21 protein-coding genes are annotated in these 23,657 nt (G+C 39.8%); 1 reads left to right on the top strand and 20 read right to left on the bottom strand.

The window, feature by feature from the left end; all coding sequences use genetic code 11:
* Window positions 1–179: 179 nt before the first annotated feature.
* Window positions 180–986, bottom strand: coding sequence for a TrmH family RNA methyltransferase (locus AC1TO5_RS05465; RefSeq protein WP_482061748.1), 807 nt, complete (start codon window positions 984–986; stop codon window positions 180–182).
* 153 nt (window positions 987–1,139) lie between these two features.
* On the opposite strand from AC1TO5_RS05465, the gene sspI reads away from it, so the two are divergent.
* Window positions 1,140–1,382, top strand: coding sequence for a small acid-soluble spore protein SspI (sspI, locus tag AC1TO5_RS05470; RefSeq protein WP_482061749.1), 243 nt, complete (start codon window positions 1,140–1,142; stop codon window positions 1,380–1,382).
* Here sspI and AC1TO5_RS05475 read toward each other — a convergent pair.
* The 19 genes from AC1TO5_RS05475 to AC1TO5_RS05565 form a co-directional block, all read right to left on the bottom strand.
* Entirely contained in the window at window positions 1,379–2,608 is a 1,230-nt protein-coding gene (locus AC1TO5_RS05475) for an alpha-D-ribose 1-methylphosphonate 5-triphosphate diphosphatase (RefSeq protein ID WP_482061750.1), read from the bottom strand. The genes sspI and AC1TO5_RS05475 overlap by 4 nt on opposite strands.
* 351 nt (window positions 2,609–2,959) lie before the next feature.
* On the bottom strand, window positions 2,960–4,060 hold the full coding sequence (locus AC1TO5_RS05480) for a Gfo/Idh/MocA family protein (protein ID WP_482061751.1): 1,101 nt from the start codon (window positions 4,058–4,060) through the stop codon (window positions 2,960–2,962).
* 290 nt (window positions 4,061–4,350) lie between these two features.
* Window positions 4,351–5,073 (bottom strand): ThuA domain-containing protein, encoded by a 723-nt coding sequence (locus tag AC1TO5_RS05485; protein WP_482061752.1) that lies wholly within the window; start codon window positions 5,071–5,073, stop codon window positions 4,351–4,353.
* 82 nt (window positions 5,074–5,155) lie between these two features.
* Complete coding sequence (locus AC1TO5_RS05490; RefSeq protein WP_482061753.1) at window positions 5,156–6,319, bottom strand: Gfo/Idh/MocA family protein; 1,164 nt, start codon at window positions 6,317–6,319, stop codon at window positions 5,156–5,158.
* Window positions 6,320–6,393: 74 nt separating this feature from the next.
* Window positions 6,394–7,422, bottom strand: a complete 1,029-nt coding sequence (locus tag AC1TO5_RS05495) for a LacI family DNA-binding transcriptional regulator (RefSeq protein WP_482061754.1) — start codon at window positions 7,420–7,422, stop codon at window positions 6,394–6,396.
* Window positions 7,423–7,760: 338 nt separating this feature from the next.
* Window positions 7,761–9,341, bottom strand: coding sequence for a peptide chain release factor 3 (locus AC1TO5_RS05500; RefSeq protein ID WP_482061755.1), 1,581 nt, complete (start codon window positions 9,339–9,341; stop codon window positions 7,761–7,763).
* Window positions 9,342–9,656: 315 nt separating this feature from the next.
* Window positions 9,657–11,210: a glucose-6-phosphate dehydrogenase gene (gene zwf / locus AC1TO5_RS05505; protein WP_482061756.1), complete on the bottom strand. Its 1,554-nt coding sequence runs from the start codon at window positions 11,208–11,210 to the stop codon at window positions 9,657–9,659.
* Window positions 11,211–11,329: 119 nt separating this feature from the next.
* On the bottom strand, window positions 11,330–12,142 hold the full coding sequence (locus AC1TO5_RS05510) for a YwmB family TATA-box binding protein (RefSeq protein WP_482061757.1): 813 nt from the start codon (window positions 12,140–12,142) through the stop codon (window positions 11,330–11,332).
* A gap of 295 nt (window positions 12,143–12,437) precedes the next feature.
* Window positions 12,438–13,088, bottom strand: coding sequence for a response regulator (locus AC1TO5_RS05515; protein ID WP_482061758.1), 651 nt, complete (start codon window positions 13,086–13,088; stop codon window positions 12,438–12,440).
* Window positions 13,089–13,102: 14 nt separating this feature from the next.
* Entirely contained in the window at window positions 13,103–14,107 is a 1,005-nt protein-coding gene (locus AC1TO5_RS05520) for a sensor histidine kinase (protein ID WP_482061759.1), read from the bottom strand.
* Window positions 14,108–14,195: 88 nt separating this feature from the next.
* The gene (locus AC1TO5_RS05525; protein WP_482061760.1) at window positions 14,196–14,897 is read right to left on the bottom strand and encodes a PspA/IM30 family protein; all 702 of its coding nucleotides are present in this window, start codon (window positions 14,895–14,897) and stop codon (window positions 14,196–14,198) included.
* A gap of 4 nt (window positions 14,898–14,901) precedes the next feature.
* Window positions 14,902–15,357: a PspC domain-containing protein gene (locus tag AC1TO5_RS05530; RefSeq protein WP_482061761.1), complete on the bottom strand. Its 456-nt coding sequence runs from the start codon at window positions 15,355–15,357 to the stop codon at window positions 14,902–14,904.
* Window positions 15,345–16,028 carry a PspA/IM30 family protein gene (locus AC1TO5_RS05535; protein WP_482061762.1) on the bottom strand — a complete coding sequence of 228 codons (684 nt, stop codon included), beginning with the start codon at window positions 16,026–16,028 and terminating at the stop codon, window positions 15,345–15,347. The genes AC1TO5_RS05530 and AC1TO5_RS05535 overlap by 13 nt, the downstream gene beginning before the upstream one ends.
* A 36-nt stretch (window positions 16,029–16,064) precedes the next feature.
* Entirely contained in the window at window positions 16,065–16,361 is a 297-nt protein-coding gene (locus AC1TO5_RS05540) for a LiaF transmembrane domain-containing protein (RefSeq protein ID WP_482061763.1), read from the bottom strand.
* A gap of 159 nt (window positions 16,362–16,520) precedes the next feature.
* The gene (locus AC1TO5_RS05545) at window positions 16,521–18,056 is read right to left on the bottom strand and encodes an ABC transporter substrate-binding protein (RefSeq protein ID WP_482061835.1); all 1,536 of its coding nucleotides are present in this window, start codon (window positions 18,054–18,056) and stop codon (window positions 16,521–16,523) included.
* Window positions 18,057–18,210: 154 nt separating this feature from the next.
* The gene (locus AC1TO5_RS05550) at window positions 18,211–19,758 is read right to left on the bottom strand and encodes an ABC transporter substrate-binding protein (RefSeq protein WP_482061764.1); all 1,548 of its coding nucleotides are present in this window, start codon (window positions 19,756–19,758) and stop codon (window positions 18,211–18,213) included.
* 256 nt (window positions 19,759–20,014) lie between these two features.
* Window positions 20,015–20,950, bottom strand: coding sequence for a carbohydrate ABC transporter permease (locus AC1TO5_RS05555; protein ID WP_482061765.1), 936 nt, complete (start codon window positions 20,948–20,950; stop codon window positions 20,015–20,017).
* A gap of 12 nt (window positions 20,951–20,962) precedes the next feature.
* Window positions 20,963–21,928 (bottom strand): ABC transporter permease, encoded by a 966-nt coding sequence (locus AC1TO5_RS05560; protein ID WP_482061766.1) that lies wholly within the window; start codon window positions 21,926–21,928, stop codon window positions 20,963–20,965.
* Between the two features lie 121 nt (window positions 21,929–22,049).
* Entirely contained in the window at window positions 22,050–23,657 is a 1,608-nt protein-coding gene (locus tag AC1TO5_RS05565) for a response regulator (RefSeq protein ID WP_482061767.1), read from the bottom strand.

The raw sequence follows: 23,657 nt of genomic DNA on the forward strand, positions 1-23,657 counted from the left end.
AAGCTATTTTCAATAAATATAACTTCTTAGTGTTGGATGGATTCCATCACTACAGAAACAGAAAAAAGACTGGAGGTTGGTTTGGGCAGATCGCCGACCAGTTTCCAGTCTTTGGTGAGTTTGAGGACAGTAATTTCGGGTGAAGACAGTTATTTAGGTTGGTGGATAGGAATTATTAGTTAGTTAAACTTCCGTTGTCTTAACGCTTCATACAACAATACCGTCGTCGCCATCGCTACATTCAACGATTCACTATTACCCTCCATCGGGATAATAACCGTTTTATTCACTAGCGCTTCTACTTCACTAGACAGACCATCTCCCTCACTACCCATAACAAGCCAAGATCCAGCCTGCCAATTGTAGCTATAGCAATTATCCGTTGCCTGCAGGCTTGTCCCTACAATGTGAATACCTTGCTCCTTAGCCTGCTGAATATAAGATATTAGATCACCTTCGATAATCGGCAAATGAAATAGCGAGCCCATCGTTGAACGGACCGTCTTCGGATTGTATAGATCAACGCAGCCTTTACCGAGAATTACTGCATTGGCTCCAACAGCGTCGCTACTGCGAATAATCGTGCCTACATTTCCAGGATCACGTACACCGTCTAAGACAACGACTAGACCTTTTTTATCGAATAACGCTTCCTCGGAAACTTTGAATTTCCCTAGTACAGCAAAAATTGGCGGAGCAGATTCCGTTCCAGTACATTTGGCCATTACTTGCTTCGATGCTTTATACCACTGCGTATAATGTGGTACTTGATCACTTATTGCCGCAATTTCTTCAGGCAAACCGCGTTCAGTATCATAGACAATCGCTTCGATTTCAGCTCCAGATGATACTGCCTCTTTCACAAGATGAATTCCCTCTATAATAAACATATTTTGGCGATCACGATTTTTCTTCTCCAGTAATGATGACCATAGCTTGACACGTTCATTTGCAACGGAGGAAAGAAGTAGATGTTCTCTCGTCATTTTAATTCACAGACCTTCCTCAAATTTGTTCAATAAGTTGAATGATACCCCATTTAACTGGGAACAGTAAAGCTATAACCGTCAAATTTAACAATATGCTTTCTGGGGTCATCTCCTCAAGATTAATGAATACGATTAGGGGGCACTATTTGCATGCAAAATTTTGATCTAAGACAAGCTATTATTCAACGCGTTCAAGAGAGCAGCATAACTGAATTAAATGAGACGATTACAGATTCCGTAGATGCTGATGAACGAGCGTTGCCAGGACTAGGCGTTCTATTCGAGATTATCTGGAAAGATGCGAATGAAACATTACAAACTTCTATGGTCAATACGCTTTTCGAACATTTGCAATCGGATCATAATTCTACAACAGCATCACCATCGTATTAACGTTCCATATATGGTCTAGTTTCGTATACAACGACGCCATTCACAATTGTCGTATGGACGCAGGGAATCTGGTGGAAGTGGTCGACAATAATAATGTCGGCCGCTTTGCCAACTGCAATAGATCCAAGCTGATCCGCTATTCTCATTGCCTCTGCAGGATACAATGTTGCTAGCTTCGTTGCTTCATGAAGTGGTAGCACCTCATCGTTAGCAAGCTTGAAAATCGCTTGTAGTATAGACGAAGGATGATAATCAGAACATATAATATGCGCCGCTCCATGCTGCAATGCCTCGACTGCTTTCAAATTATTATCATGCGATCCCCCACGAACGACATTCGGAGCACCTACGCACACTTTCATCCCACTACTTGTTGCATATTGCGCTACTTCTAATGTGATCGGAAACTCACTTACGCTTACCCCACTTTGCACTGCTTGATCAATTTTCGCAATCGTATCATCATCATGTGAAGCAACGGCAATGTTGCGCTCATTGGCTAATATTGCTAACTGTTTCAAATGACTCCAATCTACTTCGCTTTGTCGCTCTAGCAGTTCATCAACGATAACTTTTACTTCATCAGAGGTTATGCCTTGATTTTTCATAACATACTTTTCAAATGAACCTGGCGCCCGGTATTGTCCTTGTCCAGGTGAATGATCCATATAAGATAAATAATGAATGTAGTTTTCATTAATATATTGCTCGACAATAGGTAGCCCTGCATGATAGGTCACCTCAAACCGTAAATGAATACGATTCCTTACCATTCCCCGCTCCGTATTATAGCGATGAATAAGCTGAACTAACTCAGTCATAAGGTTAACGCCTCGTAGACTTAGCCCCACACCTAGAGATAATGAATGATACATCGTTGTAATACCATGAAGTGGTAGCTTTCGTTCAAATTCTAGCAAAGACAGCTCAAGCGGAAATATGGTGTTAGGTCTAGGCTGCACTTCCTTTTCGATCGCGTCACAATGAATATCTATTAATCCGGGTAATACATAGTGACCCGTAGCTTCAATAATTCTTGCCTGAGGATACTCTAATAACCAATCTGCTACTTGAGCTTCCACTGTTATAATCTGCTCAATTAACCCGTGATGTATGACGATCGAAGCTTGAATAGTCTCAACCTCAGTTACTATATTACCATTATGAATAAGTATATATTTAGCATCCTGAGCTATCGTTAATTTCTCACTAGATTGCATTGTCATAAAGGACCCTCGACTTCCTACTTCATTTACAATTACATTATATTTCTATTATATGGTTATTTTACATATTTATCTAGTGCACAAAGAAAAACAATGGATGTTTTGAACTACCCCAGCATATTAGAGGCTCAGAACCAAAATCAGCGCTTGAGTATCAATCTAGATTGTTTTTTTTCTTCAGTCGATGGATAACGGACACCAGATACCTTATTTGTTGTTTATGCCTCTAATATCGATCATTTTTATCTCGTCGAGCACTAATTACTGCGTTGAACATAGTAAAAAGCCTACTTCAATTGTTGCATTGAAGTAGGCTTTTCATAATAGCATCATATATAAAAAATGTTATCTTTACATAATTTCAAAGTCACGTTTACCTAGAGGGCGAAGCGCTGGCTTTTCGCAGCTGCTCTTCATCATATAATGTTTCCCCTCTGCTGCTGCATCATGAATACCATGCATAGCCTCAAGTACGTGATAGCCTAATTGACCACTCGCTCGATGACTGCGTCCTTCAATAATTGCTGCTGCCATGTCTGCGGCACCCAAGCCTCGACTATTATCTGTATTACTGAATAAATACGGAATGTTCGTCCATTCTGAAGCTCCAGCTCGGTTAATTTTAATTTCCCCACCGAAATTGTTAGGGTCTGGAACCAATAATGTTCCTTGGCTACCGTAAACTTCAATTCTTGGCAATGTCGATTGTCCTGGTGTATCAAATGTTGTAAGTATCGTTCCCATTGCTCCACAAGCAAAATCCAATACTCCAGCAATATGAGTTGGAACTTCTACTTTAATCTTCGTGCCGTGCTTTGGCTGACTTGTAATTGTACGCTCAGGATAAGAGATATTAGCAGAGCCTGTCACTCGCGTAAGTGGCCCTAGCATCGCAACTAAAGCCGTCAAGTAGTATGGACCCATATCAAACATCGGTCCTCCACCAACTTGATAGTAAAATTCAGGATTTGGATGCCAACGTTCATGACCGCCCGTTAACATAAATGCAGTTGCACCAATTGGTGTTCCAATCCAACCGTCTTCGATTACTTTAATCGCAGTTTGAATTCCGCCTCCTAGAAACGTATCCGGTGCACTACCTACATATAGTCCCTTTTGCTCTGCTATCGCATTAACTTGCTCCGCTTCTTCACGGGTTACTGTAAATGGTTTTTCGACGTACACATGCTTACCAGCTTCAAGAGCTCGAATGCTTACACTTGCATGCGCTTGCGGAATAGTTAAATTAATGACCATCTGAACATCTGGATCAGCCATTAACTCATCGACAGAGTAACCTTTAATCCCATGCTGCTCTGCTTTTTCAACCGCACGTTGTACATCCAAATCTGCAATAGCGATAACTTCCATAGAATCGAATTTACTACCATTTTCCAAATAAATGCCACTAATATTTCCTGCTCCGATAATACCAACCTTAATTTTATCCATTCCTGCAGTCACCCTTATCCTCACATATCAGTTTTAGTATTGAGTATTTATAAATTCATCCTGCACTTACTTCGTTATCAAAGCCCGCTTTTTGAACTACCTCTTAAAATGAAGGTTCAAAACATTTGCTTGTCAGCACCAAGAAGATGCCCCACAGCGGAAACGAGTAGCACAGCGTACGTTTTGTGTACGTGAGCACACGCAGGCTTTCGATGGGGGGCATATTCGATGCCGAATATGCTACGTCAGCCTAATCATCGTGATCACAAGTGGATGTTTTGAACTACCTCTTAAAGTTGATTGTCTTGCATACCTGTGTAGGCAGCTTTGGTTGCTTCCCCCGCTTGCGCTAACGTTTTTCCTTCTGCACTCCATAAGAAGCCGCGACGCATCATTTCTTTCACTTCATCAATTTCCATAATATTCGCTTGATGACCAAGTGAATTATAGTATACACGTCCAACGCCCCAACGTTTCGTCCAAACGACCGGCATATCTACTGCCTTATTCAAAGCATGCGGACCATCTACAATCGGGAAGCGAGTTGTCGCTAGTACCTCTACCGCTGGATCAACATGCATATAATATTGCTCAGTTGATACTCCAAAATTATTTATTCCTTCAACTAAAGGGCTGGTGCTATTGTTAATTTCCACTGTATATTGAACGCCATCATTACCAGGGTGAGCAACCCACTGACCACCTGTCATGAACTGCCAATCTACATTTTTACGGAACGAATCACACATTCCACCATGACAGCCCGCAAGACCTACTCCACTTTGTACAGCTATGGAAACATTATCAACTAGCTTCTGATCGATTTCTCCCATCGTCCATGCTGGAATAATCAGATCTAGACTTTTCAAATATTCAACATCAGCAAATGCCTCCAATGATGATTGAACATCAACCTGAAATCCTTCTGCTTCTAGCTGTTGTTTGAATATTGCCGCCACTTGCTCCGGTTGATGGCCATCCCATCCACCCCATACGATCAATGCCTTACGCATATCTATTCCCCCTAAAAATTTTTCGTATCGTATAATTGATAGCTTCCTTGTAACGAAAAGTTACTTCGGAAGCATATGCCTACTAAACTTCACTAATGGCTACCCATCTGCGTTCATCAATCGAACGTTCAACAGCTTCCAGCACTTCTTGACATTTCACACCATCTACAAAGTTAGGACTTGGTTGTCTGTCTTCTTCAAATGCTTTCATAAGTTCTACCATCTCATGTGTGAATGTGTGCTCATAACCGATTGTATGCCCTGCTGGCCACCAAGCATCCATATAAGCATGCGGGGCATCAGTTGCAAGTACGCGACGGAAGCCTTGCACATCAGGAGCATCGTCAGTGAAGTATACTTCTAGTTCATTCATACGTTCAAAGTCAAAACGTATACTACCTTTGCTACCATTAATCTCAAATCCGTTCGTACAGCGATGTCCACCTGCAAATCTAGTAGCTTCAATGCTACCTAGTGCTCCGTTCTCGAAACGTGCCATCATAAGTGTTGCATCATCAACAGTTACTGGACCCATTTCAGTAGAATTCGTGCCGCCAGTTGCACTAAGACCTGTCATAGCTGTAGCAATTGGACGCTCTTTAATAAATGTATCACTCATACCGATAACTTCCTGGAATTCGCCGACTAAGAAGCGAGCCATATCGATAACATGTGCTCCTAAGTCACCAAGCGATCCTGAACCAGCAATTTCTTTTTGTAGTCGCCATACAAGCGGGAATTGTGGATCCATAATCCAATCTTGTAAAAACTGTCCACGGAAATGATAAATTTGACCGATTCGCCCTTCTTCAATTAGTTTTTTAGCTAGTTGAACAGCAGGTGCAAAACGATAGTTGAAGCCTACCATATGCTTCACACCAGCGGCTTCAGCCTCCGCTAGCATTTCTCTTGAATCAGCCAATGTAAGTGCTAATGGCTTTTCACAAAATAGATGCTTACCAGCTTTAGCAGCAGCTACGGCAATTTCCTTATGCGCATCACTTGGTGCATTGATATCAATAAGATCAATATCATCTCGCTTTAATAGCTCTTTCCAATCTGTAACAGCCTCTTCCCATCCGAATTGCACTCTAGCTTGCTCGAGTGCCTCTGGATTACGACCACATATTACCTTCATCTCAGGTGCAACCGAATGTGGGAAGAACATTGGCAACACACGGTATGCATTACTATGTGCTTTCCCCATAAATTTATATCCAACCATACCAACGCGAACTTTTTTCATTATAATTTCCACCCTTCATATTAAGTTATTGTACGTGTTCAAAAAGTAGGCTTTCGAAAATAGAGAAGATGTAATTATGAGCTTTTTCTAACGACTAGTTTTACAGGTAATATGCGACTTTTTAATTGCTCTTGATCAATGGTTAATTCTCGATCATTGGTTCGTTCTAGTAGCATACTTGCCGCTTGTACGCCCATATCATAAAAAGGAACTGCTACGGATGATAATTTTGGTGAAACAATGCGTGCCCCATCCGAATCATCATAACCAATAATGCGGTAATCCTTCCCCGCTTCAAGACCATGGTTAGCTAATCCCTCCATGACACCTATCGCCATTCGATCATTAGCAGCAAATATCCCATCGATATGACCTTCTTTAATCAGAACAACTAACGCTTCGGAAGCAAGAACACCACTTTTCCGGCTATAATTCCCTTCGAAAAGCCATTCTCTATTTATAGCGATACCATGGTCGGCTAATGCGTGGACATAGCCATTGTATCTATCAATACTATTAGAATATTGAACAGGCCCATTCAAAAATGCAATTTGTTTGCTACCGCGCTCAAGAAGATGATTAACTGCTTCATAGCTACCTCGTTCATGATCCCCGTCCACGAATGCATACTGTTTCCCATGGAATTTTTGATTAATAATTACAAATGGATACTCATTATCTTCTAGTTCCTGTAATGCCTCTCGCTCATTTACAGTATCTGTTGCGCCGAGAATGATACAACTGTCGATCTTTTTAGAACGAAATAACCTACTATAATCTTTTTGTCTCGAGGTATCTTGAAAGAGCATAAGAAGATCAACATTTGCTTGTTTAGCCACTTCTGCTATTCCACTTAATATTTCAGAAAAGTAGTAAGTGGAAAACAAATGAACTTTGGGAACATAAGGTAATACGACACCGATATTTCCACTTTTTTGACGGGCAAGTTGCTGAGCAAGCGCATTAAGCTCATAGCCGAGTTGTGCTGCTGCATTCATGACCTTTTCACGCGTTTCCTTCTTGATTGGTCCTACATTATTCATGACGCGTGAAACCGTCGCTTCAGATACTCCCGCGAGCTTAGCAACATCCTTCCTGCTCATTCATTAACCTCCCAAAACTTTTTATTGACTACCTGATATACTCCTTGATAATGAAAAGTACTTCGAAAGCATATGCTTCAACTTTTCATTACTTATAGTTACTGCTACATTGAAATGAAATATGCTGCGAAAGCATGTCTTTTTCTGTTCATATAAACGTTTTAAGTCCAAAGTGTACACGCGTTCATTATTTCATGTAATCGTTTTCCTGTCAATCCCTCAAATGCTCTAAAAATAAATTTAAGGACTAGCTATTCACAAATATTGTCCCGATAAATTTCCATCTGTACAAGGCTAATTCGTCCCACAGATCGCTGTTCACCAAAAAAGATCGCCCCTTAAGGAGCGACCTCTAAAAATTTAGTATTCGGGTTTTTATCTACGGCTGTACGCATCGCATACTCATTTTCGAATAGAGCAACATAATTGTCTTTCTTATCTCGAACGAGCGTAGAATTGATACGGAATTTGCTTGGATCAATCTTCTCATCAACAATCCATCGAGCAAATTGGAACGTCAAACGATGAAGTTGGAGTTCAACACCATACTCGGCTAACATTCGATGCTGGAATACTTCAAATTGCAATTGACCAACTACTCCAAGAATAATTTCGCTGAAATTACCAACGGAATAGAATACTTGAATCGTACCCTCTTCTGTTAACTGATCGATTCCTTTTTGATACTGCTTTTGTTTCAACGCATTTTTCACAGTAACTTTAGCAAATATTTCTGGAGAGAACGTAGGTAGTTCATTGAAAACAATATCGCTACCTTGCGATAAAGAATCCCCAATTCGGAATATACCTGGATCGAACAAACCGATAATGTCACCTGGATAAGCAACATCGACAACATCGCGATCCTGAGCAAGAAACTGCTGTGGCTGAGAAAGCTTAATCGTCTTCCCATTACGCACATGCTTAACGGACATGCCGCGATCGAAACGACCAGAACAAATACGTAAGAAAGCAATACGATCTCGGTGAGCCGGATTCATATTCGCTTGGATTTTGAACACATAGCCGCTGAACTTCTCATCCGATGGTTCAACGAGACCATTGGCACTTAGTTTCGGACCTGGTTTTGGAGCAAGATCCAAGAAGTTATCAAGGAATGTCTGCACTCCAAAATTATTAACCGCACTACCGAAGAAGATTGGCGTCAATTCACCTGAACGAACCTTATCATAATCGAAAGCATCTCCAGCAACATCCAATAGTTCAAGATCAGAGATCAATTGATCAGTTAGAAAATCACCGGCCATCTCACGAATGATTGGATCGTTATAATCATCAACCTTTTTCACTTCAATCGTAGTATGGTCTTTCCCTTGGAACAATTCGACTCGGTTTTTCATACGGTCATATACGCCGCAGAGCTCACGACCAGAACCGATTGGCCAGTTCATCGGTACAGAGCGAATACCAAGTACTTGCTCCAGCTCTTCCATTAGATCGAACGGCGATTTACCTTCACGGTCTAATTTATTAATAAATGTAAAAATCGGAATACCACGTTGACGACATACTTGGAATAGCTTAATCGTCTGCGCCTCGACACCTTTAGCTACGTCAATCAACATTACTGCACTATCCGCAGCAGTTAATGTACGATATGTATCCTCAGAGAAATCTTGGTGACCTGGTGTATCCAAAATATTTATGCGATGTCCCAAATAATCAAACTGCATCACAGAAGATGTAACCGAGATACCACGTTGCTTCTCAATTTCCATCCAGTCAGATGTAGCATGACGGCTAGCCTTACGAGCCTTTACAGACCCCGCAAGACGAATGGCTCCCCCAAATAGGAGGAGCTTCTCTGTTAATGTCGTCTTACCCGCATCGGGATGAGCGATAATAGCAAATGTACGTCGCTTTTCAACTTCTTGTATAATTTCTTTGCTTAGACTCATACTTGCCTTCCCTTCATTACTCAAAATACAGCCGAACCTATAATGTTATCAAAAGCGATATAACAAAACCCAGCAACGTGTACGGCATGAGTACACCAGCGGCCAATCTCTCGCTCGAAGCTTCCAATAAAGGTTCAAAAAGTGGGCTTTCGAAAGCCGAGAAGATGGAGTGCTACTTGAGAAAGGCGGAAGCGCAAGTGTACGTGGTTGGTACACGCGAACCGCACTTTCCAAGTTCACTTCATATTCGACGTCGAATACGCTACGTTAGCATACGCATCGTTATCAAAGTCCACTTTTTGAACTTCCCCTAATTTAGCGGCTATTTGTAATCCATAGCACATTGTCTTCATCCTGACCATTGACTGGCCACCAGTGGAAACCATCCTTAGCTAACAAATCATCTGCAGATGTCGGACCCCAAGAGCCTGCAGGATAAAATTGTAGATCATCGGATTGTTCACGCCAAGCTTGAGCGATTGTATCAACAAATGACCATGCATGCGATACTTCATCCCAACGTGTAAAGTAAGTAGAATCACCATGTGCAGCATCATTAATTAGACGCTCATATGCTTCTGGTGTATTAATACCTACTAAGCAACTTTGACAGAACTCCATATTTACTGGTTGAACTTCATTGTCAGATCCCGGTTTCTTAGCATTTAATTTAATATAAATACCTTCCATAGGATTAACTCGGATCACTAATAAATTCGGTGCAAGATCATGCTTTGTGCCAAATAAAATATTGTTCGCAACCGGCTTAAATTCGATAACAACCTCTGTCGTTTTGACTGGTAGACGTTTACCTGTACGAATGTAGAAAGGTACGCCTGCCCAACGGAAATTATCAATCATTACTTTTGCAGAAAAATAAGTTTCAGTTGTAGAACTGTCATCTACTGAATCCTCTTCACGGTAACCAGGTAACGCTTTGTCACCAAATTTACCAGCAGAATATTGACCATGAATAACATTATTACGAACATCATCGCTTGAAGTATAGTTACGCAATGAACGAAGAACTTTTACTTTCTCATCGCGAATATCTTCACCAATTAGTCTACTAGGTGGTTCCATAGCGATCATCGACAGCATTTGAATCATATGGTTTTGCCCCATATCACGCAATGCTCCTGATTTGTCATAGTATCCACCACGATCTTCTACGCCAACCGTCTCAGAAAGTGTAATTTGTACATTCGCAATATGCTTGTTATTCCACAGTGGCTCAAAGAATGAGTTCGAGAAACGAAGCACTTGAATATTTTGCACCATTTCTTTACCAAGATAGTGGTCAATTCGGAAAATTTCTTCTTCCTTAAACACTTGGTTAAGCTGTTTGTTCAACTCTTGTGCAGATGGTAGATCATAACCGAAAGGTTTTTCGATAACTAGACGATGCCAGCCTTTAGATTGCAGCATGCCGCCGTCACGCATATTGAATGAAACCGGACCGAATAACGACGGTGCTAGCGCTAGATAGAACAAACGATTACCAGGAATATTGAATTGTTCATCAAGCTCAGCAGATAGTACATCTAATGCTTTAAAGCCTTCCACATCGTTAATATCAAGAGACATATATACGAAATGTTCAGCAAAACGATTCCACATAGTTAGATCGTCAGCTTTATATCGACAGAATTCATTAATGGAATCATATAAATCTGAGCGAAACTGCTCATTGGTACGGGGACGACGAGCTAATCCAACTACCGCAAAGTTTTCCGACAATTTTCCTTCTTTATATAAACTGAACAATGCCGGGAATAGCTTACGTCGCGCCAAATCTCCAGTTGCACCAAACAAATAATAAATAGCACCTTTTGGTGAAACAGGTTCAATTGAAGTATTGTAGGTCATATGTCTCATTCTTTCTTTATAAATTTTATACGCATTTACATGTAATGTAGTTTAGCATATTCATCCTCAATTCGCCATGAAGTTTGCATAAAAATTACTAATAGACAACGTAAGCTCTTCTAATTAGTTGTATTTTCGACGATAACCTCACCAAATTCCCCACTAATCAGCGGAATTGCTAATGTTATGGTTACGTTAGCGTCTATACTACTACGATGTTCTGATAATTGTAAATTAGCCATTTTTCCATCTTTGACCCACCGAGATGTTTGAACGCTATTTGTAAATAATGTACTACTTTTCGTGCCGACATCCTCATATTGTTCCACGATTTGACTAACGGATAGCTTCTGTAATGTCTTTAAGCTTTGATCATTTTGAGCTGTCCCAAATACCTTCATACTCATTTGTGCTTGCGGATCTTGTCCGATAATTAAACGATTCAATTGGCTCACATAAGTTTTCATACTTTCAAATCTATCTATATTACCTTGCTCAATTTGCAACAAAATTATTGTCGGATTACTATCATTTAACTGCTCGATTGTGCTTAATTGCAAATGACTCCCCTTGTATGATCCCATTCCATCAATTATTGCGCTATTTTTCCTGATATTTTTCGGTAAAGGCGCTCCGTTTGCATCTTTGAAAAATTGATCTGTTAATTGTTGAAAGCTTGCTGATGATAATGTTGTATCCCAGCGCAAATACCATTTCCCTTTAGCTGCACCATCTAGTAACAGCTCGTCACTCCATTTCCATAATAGCGACAGATCTGATAATTCCGCCTGTTGATTAGCTTGCTGCGCCGTTGATTCCCCTTGCATCCAAGCAAATAACATTAATATTGCGATAATCGTTACCGTTACAACTAGCTTCCATCGAGATTGTTTCTTTGGTTTGGCCTTAGGTGTCATCATATAAACCATCATTAATCCCCCTCGCCTATCTTACTACCTCATTAATCTTGTAAGGTATAGTAATACGCTTTCAACGAACGATGTCCTGCATTACTTTGGCAACTTTCGTGCGACATTACGGACGCAAATTCCGCTATGTAGCGAGGCTTTAGAGACTTTCGACAGCGACAATGATGTCACTGTCGCTCAGCTGCCATTAGGCAACAATTGTTCGTTTTCCTCGACAGAAAAAGAGCATAAAAAATCACGCAATATCAATGATCGTTGTATGATCATTGATATTGCGTGATACGATAAGGGCTATTATTTACTCAGCAACTCCATGCTTATGTGCGTAAATTGCTGCTTGCGTGCGATCTTCTACATCTAATTTGTTAAATATGTTCGTAATATGGAACTTCACCGTCTTAACACCTATAAATAATTCGTCAGCGATCTCTTGGTTCGACAGCCCTCTTGCTACACTTTTTAATACGTCCATCTCACGATCTGTCAATAGATCATGTAGTTGTTGCTTTGGCTCAGTCTTCGGCTGACGCAGTCTATTCATCATCTTAGCAGCAACTTGTGCTTCGATGACCGATTGTCCTCTTGCAGCTGCACGAATGGCATCTGCAATTTCCGTTGCTCGCGAAGTTTTCAACAAATAGCTGAATGCTCCCGCTTCAATAACAGGATATAGCTTACTATCGTCAATAAAACTAGTAAGCACAATGACTTTACAATCAGGATGAACCTCCAATATTTGTCTGGTGGTCTCAACGCCGTCAATAGGCTCCATAACAAGATCCATCAATATAATATCAGGTCGATAGCTTGTTGCCATTCTAATGCCATCGTAGCCGTTGCTCGCCTCGCCAACCACTTCAATTCCATCCTCTGTATCCAACACTGCTGCTAATCCTATTCTCACCATCTCATGGTCATCTACTAATAATACCGAAATCGGTCTATCCATGTATTAACCCCTTCCTAACCTTTGCTTACATTCGTAACGATTGGAGGCTCATAAGGGATCGATACAAATACAGTTGTACCTTCACCAACGTTTGAAGAAAGCCTGAATTGCCCACCCAGTTCAATGACTCGCTCCTCCATCGTTAGTAGACCGTAGGAGCCTTGTTTGCGAGCGCCCATCTCGAACCCAACACCTTTATCTTGAATCATCATATGTACATCATGATCAAGCTTATACAGCTTCACAAGCATATGCTCAGCTTTAGAATGTCGTAATGCATTAGATAACGCTTCTTGAGCAATCCGAAATAGATGATCTTCAATCTCGACACGCATCACAATCGATGTATCCACATCTAATTCAATTTGCATCGGGATTTTCTGTTGTAGCTCATCGACAAGTGCGGTCAAGGCCATTCCCAGACTTTTCCCATTCAAATGTACAGGGCGTAAATGAAGCAATAACGCTCTCATCTCAGACTGTGCAACAGATGCCATCTCTTCAATAAGCTGAACCTGCCGCTTCGCACGCTCCCAATCACGTTCGATCGTCCTGCTAACAGCTGTCGCCGTCATCGATATCGCAAATAACTGTTGACTTACTGCATCATGCAGCTCTCTCGCTAGCCTTTGACGCTCCTCAATGACTGCCGTGAAACGTACTTGCTCTTCCCATAGTGAATCTTCTTCTGTCTGCTCATCGTCTTTAACTGGATCCTCGCTTCCAATCAATGTGATCGGCGAATAAGCCTTTCGCTGTGCAAGCAATTTTCTCATCGAAGCCTTTAATCGAGAATTAATAAAATATTGATAGATTGCCGATCCAGCGAGCCCTACTCCAAGTGCGCATAATCCTATAATTGCCCATGTTCCTTGCAAACTCATAATGTGCAGAAATCCTGCCCCTTGCAGTATAATTAGCAAGAAACTTCCGATGATTAATAACCAGATAAATGTCTCAAGCATGACTCTAGACCTGATTTTTTTTTCTTCGTTAGGTAACTCTTCCGAATTTTTCACGAAGCTCCTCGCTCTCAGTTCGTCATTATGCAAGAAAGAGCAGACCGATATTCGGTCCGCTTTCCTTGTGTTCTATAATTATATACGATTACTCAACAGGATTAAGTTTATTCTTCATCGCTTGAATTTGCTCTTCCACTTTCATTTGACGCTCGATGTCAGCAGCAGTAAGTGGTGCTTGTGTAGGTGCCGCTGTAGATCTAGATGAGCTGTAGCCATATGGTGAACGTTGCACATCCGCCTCTGCTTCCATCATCATAATTTTTTCTTCCATACGTTGGAAACCACGAGTTGCTGTTCCATTTTCAAGCGTATGATTTGAAGAAATTGAAGTCATTTGTTTTTGTGCTTTAGCAAGTTGTGCTCTTGACGCAAGCTCGTTACGTTTATTACGCAATTGATAGAATTCATCCTTCATCTCATGCAATTGATGCATAAGTGCTTCCGCTTGCTCCTTCGCATTGGCATGAAGATCTGTGTATTCTACAATTTTTTGATCGAAATAAACTTTTTCTTCAAGCAATTTTCTTGCTAGCGCCTCTTGATCTGCACGAAGTGCTGCTTCAGCCTTAGATTCACGATCATTAGAATTACGAATGCTGTCATCAAGACTTTGCTGCATACTGCGTTCCCCAGCCATTTGTTTCGCTACAGTAACTTCAGCTTGATGAATCTCAGCCTCCATGTCACGTAGATATTGATTAATCATTACAACAGGATCCTCTAATTTGTCCAACCAGTCATTCACATTTGCCTTTGTCATATCTTTCATTCTTTTGAAAATACTCATAATATTATTCTCCCTTCTCGATTCGAGATAATTTTGTTTTCAATTCTTCTATTTCACGACGTAATGCTTTTTTTTCTAGATCATCCATCATCTGATCTGTGTTTTGCGGAGGAGCTTGATAAGCAGTGTTATCTGCTGGTCTAGATGAGCTCCAATTAGAATTATATGATGTACGTTGGTTCATTGGATCATGACCTTGCATCGGGTTCTGGTATCCATAGGTATGGTTATTTGGACCACTAGTTGGACCATATGGATTGTATATATTCGGTGTCTTTGGAACAATCATGCTTACAATGATATAGACTAGTGCAAAACCTCCACTACTTAATATCGATAGGACCACTACCAATATACGATACAAGGTTGCGTCTATATTTGTTAGTTCAGATAATCCACCACAGAGTCCTGAAAGCATCTTATTCGTTCTGGAGCGGTATATTTTTCTCACAAGGACCATCCTTCCCCGTTTAATTTTTTCTTAAGCTGTTCCATCTCACGGTCAACTGCGAGACTTTGACGACTTGCTACAGTTGGATCTCCATACATACCACCATTGTTTTTGCGAACTTCTCGCAAGCTTTGAGATTCATTCTCCATCTCATTCAAGCGTGAATCCATTTTTCGCATCACTTGCGCAGGGTTATTATTATTGTTGAAGCTCATTCGCTCGTTCATTCTTTGCTGCAAGCGAAGTGATTCCATACGCGATACATAAAAGGCACGTTTATCATATACAAGCTGATACTCTTGGCGTAGTTCTCTAAGCTGATCTTCCAGCTCCATTAAAGAATCACTACTTTGCTCATATAACCCACGGTAGGAGTTAGCATTTTCAACAAGCATTGTTTTTTCAGATAGAGCTGATCTTGCGATCATTTCTTCTCCAGCTTTCAAGGCCACCATCGCTTGATATTCTTTACGTTCAATTTGTTGTTCAGCTTGTAACCACTGTGACTTTAATTGATGAGAGTGATTTAAGTATTGATGATGAAGACGCTCTGCTTGAATAATCTCATCACGGGTTGACCATAGAAACTGGTCAATCAATTTTACTGGATCTTCTGCTTTTTCAAGTCGATCATTCAATGTTGCCATTGTAATGTCGCGAATGCGTTTAACAATTCCCATCCTCTAACCTCCTAAAACTTTTTATTAACTCCTACCTTAGTAACGTGAACCAAACTTCCCTTTAATGAATGATATACCACCAACGATTAATACAATCGCTAATATTAAAGTAAGGATAGATCCTAGATTGCCAAGCAACAATACAAAACCGATGATTAAGAATAAGCTACCGATGATTTTCTTACCACTTTTAAGTGCGTAAAATCCACACACGATTAAAATAAATGGAAGTAAGAATGCGATAATCGGACCAAGCAGTATGTTGAAAAACTTTAGTGCGAGTATACCACCAATTACGATACAGATAATACCTAGCAATGATTTGCCATTCATTCCTTTCACTCACCTCTTTCTGTTCTTTTGTTTGGTGCCTTGCGTTGCTCTTGCTTATGTACTTAGTATAGATTGTTTTCGCGATGTTCAAAACAGACCTATGACGGTATTTAACCTAGACTATAGACGGGGACAGTAATCCTCTCTAAGACTAGTATGCTATCGTCCTTGCTTTACTAGAAAGGCATCAAACTGTTTTTGCTTGGCAACCATGATTTGATCGATGCCAGCACTTTTCAACTTTTCAATATATTCAGGTAACACGATTGCTGGATCTACCGAACCCGATTCTAATGCGACCACATATTGCTTATCTACATTAATAACAGCTGCAACCTCTGAACGAACCGATTCGCCATCAAATATAAAGCCAAGACCAGGTGAACTGACTGCTTCTTCATTGAAGGCAATGAATTGTTTCCATTTATCCGGGTCTTCCGTATCCCATAAATAATTGATAAATTGATTTCCTAGCATCCAATTAGAGCCTGGGCTATAGCGTGAAGTTAATTCAGTCCCTGTAATCGTGTTATTCGCCGTTTTCTCATAATGGATACCTTCAATCCCAAAATTAATGAGGTTGTTCAAAAAGACATCCGTATGCAATAAATTTATTAATGTCATTGCTAGTTCGGAATGTCGGGTCGTTGATGAAATAGCGAGCATCGAACCTGCGGTCTCCGAAGTTGCAAGCGATTTTTGATTCAACTCAATTTGAGCGAGCAAACCTGACAAGCCCGTTTGTACTCCTAGTTCATCTGCCTTGCCTGGCTTAATTGGCGAGACAACTGAAAAATATTCATGAGATGCTAGTGCATCACTAACCATCATCTGTGTCGTTGTAGCATCTTTATTCGTATAGTTCTTCAGAAAATAATCTCTAGCTAAATATAAATTTTCAATGTAACGATCAATCTCATATAGTGGTTTGATCGTCGTAGATTCTCGATCCTTTAGAATATATCCTGGAATCGACGTATCACCTAGCCCATCATAATTGACCATATAATGAGAGTTGAAGTTTTCGCCATTTTTAATGAATAAAGGAGTGATATTTGGCATTTCCCGTTGAATTGTGGCATAAATCTCATCCAAATCTCGCAGACTTTGAACTTTACTCATATCCAAATTAAGCTGCTTAGCAATATCTGTACGATAAATAAGTCCTCCTTGCGCGGCGAACTCCTTATTCGTTGGTATTCCATAGTTAATTCCTTCAATCTGTGAGCCTTTCAATAGCTTTGGATCAAGACTTTCGATTATCCCTTGGCCATATTGCTGAAGTAAATCATTCAACGGTAGAAATGCTCCCCGTGATACATTCGAAGAATGCTTGCTCCATTGCGAAGTGAATACAACGTCAACCTCTTCACGTGATGCAATCATAATATTTTGCTTGTTATCCCAAGATCCCCAATCTAACACGATTAGATCGAGCTTTGCATTTAACTTTTTCAATAAATACTTATTAAGTTCTGCCTCTATTAATGGTTCATCCTGTTGCGGCGTACCTATATAAACTAACTTCAATGTGTATCCTTCACCATTTACAGCTAAATCTTCTACTAGATTCTCTTCAATTAAATCGCTTTCATTTTCAGATAGCTCCTTATGTTGCACAAAAGAACAACCAACTAAAGCAATAGAAAGGGCAATCATAATATGTACTATTGCTACTCGACGAAACGTAAGCATCACAATAACATTCCCCCGCATCTCATCCCAGTTTATACCTTTATATTATAGGTTTGGACTGAAAACGCAATAGCTTTCGTTCATCTTGTTTCCTCTATATACAAAAAAGCAGCGCCAATAGTTTTCACTATTGGCGCTGCTACATTCATTTTAATTAATTGTTAGCAAGGAATGCATCAAATTGTGTTTGCTTTTCAGCGATAACTTTATCAAGTCCAGCTGCTTTAAGTGCTGCAATATATTCTGGAAGTACAGAATCAACATCTACTGCACCACGATCGATAGCAACTTGGTACTGTTTAATTACGTTCGCTAGAGCACCAACTTCACTCTTAACAGGCTCACTGTCAAATACGAAACCTAGAGCAGGAGACTTAACAGCACCCTCGTTGAATTCTTTGAATTTAGCCCATTTATCTGGATCTTCAGAATCCCATAGGTAGTTCAAGAATTGGTTACCGAACATCCAAGCATGACCAGGAGTATAGTCAGCAGTTCGATCAGTTGAGGTCATAATTTCACCATTAAGCGTGTAGTGAATATCTTTGATACCGAAGTTAATTAGATTGTTGATTTCTTTATCGCTATGCAATAGATTAATGAACATCATCGCACGTTCTGGGTTTTTAGAAGCTGTAGGAATACCTAACATAGAACCAGCTGTTTCAGATGTTGCAATTGTTTTGTTTGTTAATTGGATTTGACCAAGTTTACCACTAAGAAGAGCAGCACTTGCAACTTCTTCGTCTTTACCAGGTTTCAATGCCTCGATAGATGAGAATACGATACCTGCTTTCCAAGCATCAGCAGAAGCTACTTTACTTGTCGCAGAGTCTGCATTGATATAACCTTTATTGAAGAAATCACGAGTCGTTTTTACTGTTTCTAAGAAACGAGCAGTTTCTTCGATTGGAGCTACTTTAGTATCAGTACCATCTTTAAAGATAGCACCAGGGATCGTAGCATCACCAAGGAAATCATAATTTCCGAAGAAGTGAGCATTGAATGTATTATCTGTTGAAGAGATATAAAGAGGAATTAGGTCAGGTCTTTTTTCTTTTACAACTGCATATACAGCGTCAAGATCTTGAATTGTTTTAACATTTGTCATATCAATTCCTAGTTCAGTAGTAACTTCTTTATTGTAGACGATACCACCAGCAGCTGCTAGCTCTTTCGTTGTTGGAACACCATAGTTTTTACCATTGATCTTTGCACCATCTAAAAATGCAGGATCTTGAGAAGTAGTAATACCTTCACCATACTGTGCAATTAGATCATTAAGCTCAAGGAATGCACCTTTACCTACATTACTAGCATGACCGTTCCATTGTGCTGTGAAAAGAACATCTACTTCTTCACGAGAAGCAATCATTAGATTGATTGTATCATCCCATGCGCCCCAATCTACAGGAGTAAGGTCAATTGTTGCATTGATTTTATCAGTAAGCAATTTGTTCAATTCTTCCTCAATTAGCTTTTCATCCTTTTGAGGGCCACCCGGATATACTACTACTAATTTGACAGCTTTCAATTCTTCATCTTTCGGAGTATCAACGGCTGGAGCTGGAGTCGGGTCATTCTTATCACCTGGAGTATTCGATGGTGCTGGGTTATTATTGCCACCACATGCTGTAACAAGCAGAGATATTGCCAAAATCATTGTCACTAACAGTGAAGCTCTTTTTTTGCTTTTTCTCATTATTGCGACCTCCCAAAATTTTTATATGCTAACCAGCAATGCTGGGTATAGCTGAACATATTTGCAATGAAGGTTCAAAAAGCGGGCTTTCAGAACCGAGAAGATGAAGCGCTACTTGAGAAAATCGGAAGCGCAAATGTACGTTATTGGTACATGCGAACCGTACTTTCCATGTTCGCTTCATATTCGACGCGACTACGCTTCAACGTATTATCATCGTTATCAAAGTCCGCTTTTTGAACTACCTCACAATTGCTTAACCTTTTACCGCTCCTACCGTAAGCCCCTTGACGAAATATTTCTGGAAGAACGGATAAGCAAAGATAATAGGGCCAATTCCGATAATAACCATTGCCATACGAACACTTTCACTTGGGAATTTGAACGTACCGCCCGCTGCGATAATGGCAGAAGCTGCTGTACTGTTCGTAGATAGATATTGAATATTCAACATCGTCTTATACATCAAGTACTGTAGCGTTATATTATCTTCCTTCGTAATGAACACCAGACTGAGAAACCAATCATTCCAGTAAGCTAACGTTTGGAACAATGCTACAGTCGCTAGTACAGGTAGAGATAATGGCAATACAATTTGGAAAAATATTCTCATCTCACCGGCGCCATCCATATTTGCTGATTCTAAAATAGCAGCTGGAATCGTTGTTTGGAAAAACGTTCGTGTAATAAGCACAAAGAATGCGGCAACTAAGAGCGGTATAATTAGTGCTGCCATCGTATTTTTCAAATCTAGCAATTGCACATATACTAAGTACCATGGTACTAGACCACCATTGAATAACATGGTGAAAAATACGAAGAAGGTAAAAAACTTAGCATGTGGGAAATCTTTACGCGAGATTGGATAAGCATACAAGGCGATGATAATCATACTTAAGCATGTGCCAACAACCGTTACAATGATCGAGATTGAGTATGCTCTTATTATGGATGTTGCATCCTTGAATAGAAATTCATAAGCATCAAAGCTGAAAACACTTGGCCAGAAACTATATCCCTCTCTTACAATCGCGCCCTCATCCGTTATCGATACCATAATTACGAGAATGATAGGAATGATACAAAGTAACGAGTATACGGTGAACATAGAATGAATTCCGAACGTCGCTAACTTCGGCAATCTATTTTTGGGATTAGCTTGTGTAGTCACTTTTTCTATTTGTGCATTCATTAGATCACCTCTCTAGAATAATGCGTTATCGCTGTCAATTTTCCTTACAATCCAGTTTGATAAAAATACAAGTGAGAAGCCTACAACAGACTGTACTAGGCCTGCTGCTGAAGATAATCCGATATCACCAACCGTTAAGAAAGTTCGATATACATACGTATCAATTACGTTCGTTACTGGAAATAATACGCCTGACTCCCTTGGTACTTGGAAGAACAATCCGAAGTCAGCATTGAAAATACGACCTACTTGAAGCAATGTCATAATCGTAATGATTGGCGTTAGTAATGGAATCGTAATCGTGAATATTTGCTTAAACTTACTCGCACCATCGATTGTAGCGGCTTCATAATACTCTTCATCGATACCGATAATAGCTGCCATGTAGATTACCGTATAGTAACCCATATTTTTCCATGTATTGACCATTGATAAAATGTAAGGCCAAAAATCTTTGGTGAAATACCATTTGATCGCTTCAATATCTAGCATTGGTAATAATGAATTATTGATATATCCATTTGTATCGCTTAGAAACGCATAGGCAAGATAACTGATAACAACCATGGATAGGAAGTATGGTAAAAACATTACCGTTTGATAAAATTTCGCCAAAAATCTATTTTTAATTTCATTCAACAATATTGCAAACGTTAACGGGAAAACTAGATTTAGCACAATGAAGCTACTGTTATACAACAATGTGTTTCTCGTAATAATTAAAGCGTCCTTTGTCATGAACAAATACTTAAAGTTTTCAAATTTGCTCCAAGGACTTCCCAGTATGCCGTCTACATAGTTAATATTTTTGAAGGCAATAATAATCCCAAACATCGGGATATAGTTGTTCAGCAATAAAATAAGAATTGCTGGAAGCATCATAATGTAGAACATCCAGTATTTCTTCATCGTCCTTAGGATTGATGCTTTCTTCTTAGGTGCTTGCTTCACTGTTACATTTATGGTCTCTGTACTCATAACCCCAACATTCCTCTCTATATTGTCTCGTTGCTATATTCACATTGTATAAAAAAAAGACACCGAACATTGTCGGTGTCGTGACTCGATTAACGCTATAATGACTACTTGAATTCATCTACTATACTTTTTGAACCTTTTTTCGATATTCCTGAGGCGTTAGCCCAGTCGTTTTTTTGAATAATTTAGAAAAATGCGAGAAATTAGCATATCCTACTTCCATTGCGATATCACTTACCCGCTGCTGACTATGCTCTAGTTGCTCTTTCGCCTTCGTTATTCGATTCTTAACTAAATAATCGGTTAATGAAAGGCCAGTCTCGCGACGAAATAAGCGTGATAAATACGCAGGATTCAAATAGACCTGTTCTGCTAATCGTTCTCTACTAAACTCTTCATCCATATGCGCAATCATATATTGCTGCACCTTCTCAACGACAGTGGAAACCTGCTTCCCTTCCGCAAACAAATTCCCATTAACTTGATGGCAAATTTGAATCGTCCATGCTTTTAGCCGCGATAAGGATTTCAATAGACCATCATTCATTTCCCAATGCTGAAGACTTAATATCCCATGACTACTTATCCCCTTCATCTGTAGCCATTGCATTAAACTATTCATAAATCCGAAATAGAAAGCAGCAAGATCATGGTAGCTCACTTGATCCTGTTGAAGTTTATCAAAATAAACATCAATTTGATAATCAAGCTGTGTCATTTTTCCCGTTTCAAGCAATATGATCCAATCTGGGAAGTGTACAACAGCTTTAGTATTGGATTCCAGCTTAACCGCTAGCTCCTTTTCTAATTTCACCGTACAAGATTGTGTAACATTTTGCTTCTCAATGGCAAGCAGATTGCGAATACCATCACGAATCGATGGTATTGGAATACTATCTCCGATGTAACAAGATAAGTAGCAATGTAAGTACTCTCGACAATGCGCGATAAATCGATAGGATATATTCGTTAGTGCTAATTGCTGCTCAACACTCGGCTCATACATAATAAGATAGAGAACCCCTTGACCATCTTGAATACAGTGACCTGTTCTATCCGCTAAGAAAAATTCCTCCGCTACATTTTTGATCGCGTAGGTCATTATTTCCTCATCTCGTGCTGACCATTCTTCCTTCCATTGCTCAATGCTAATGAAGATAACTTGAATCTGGCTGTCCGATTGAAGCTGAATACTATAATTTTTCATCGCTGCATCCAAATATACGGAAGCAAGTGATTGCCGATAATGAATAAGATCATGCCAAAATCGTTCAACTAATAGTGGTCTCTCTAATTGCCATTGTTGAAAAAATTGATCATACGTTGAACGAATAGAATCTAATGATGTAATCTCTTCCGCTTTCTTATATGCTTCCGCCAATGCTTCTTGTAATAATCTATGATCGATTGGCTTCAATAAATATTTGAAGCTAGACAGTTGTACAGCTTGTTGTGCGTATTTGAAGTCTGCATGTCCGGTTAGAAATAACGTTACGCAATTCATGGCATGATCATTCATCCATTCGAGTAGATCGAGTCCATTTTGCCCCGGCATATCAATATCTGATAATACAACATGTACTTGATGCTTTCGTATAATTTCCTGCGCTTCCTCTACATCCATAGCTGTATAAATCTCTTGATATTGCAGCTTATCCCACTGAATACCTTTCATAATGCCTCTTATCGCAATCTCCTCATCATCAACAATTAACAAATTGAATGACAA

The organism is Paenibacillus sp. Y930, from assembly GCF_056786375.1.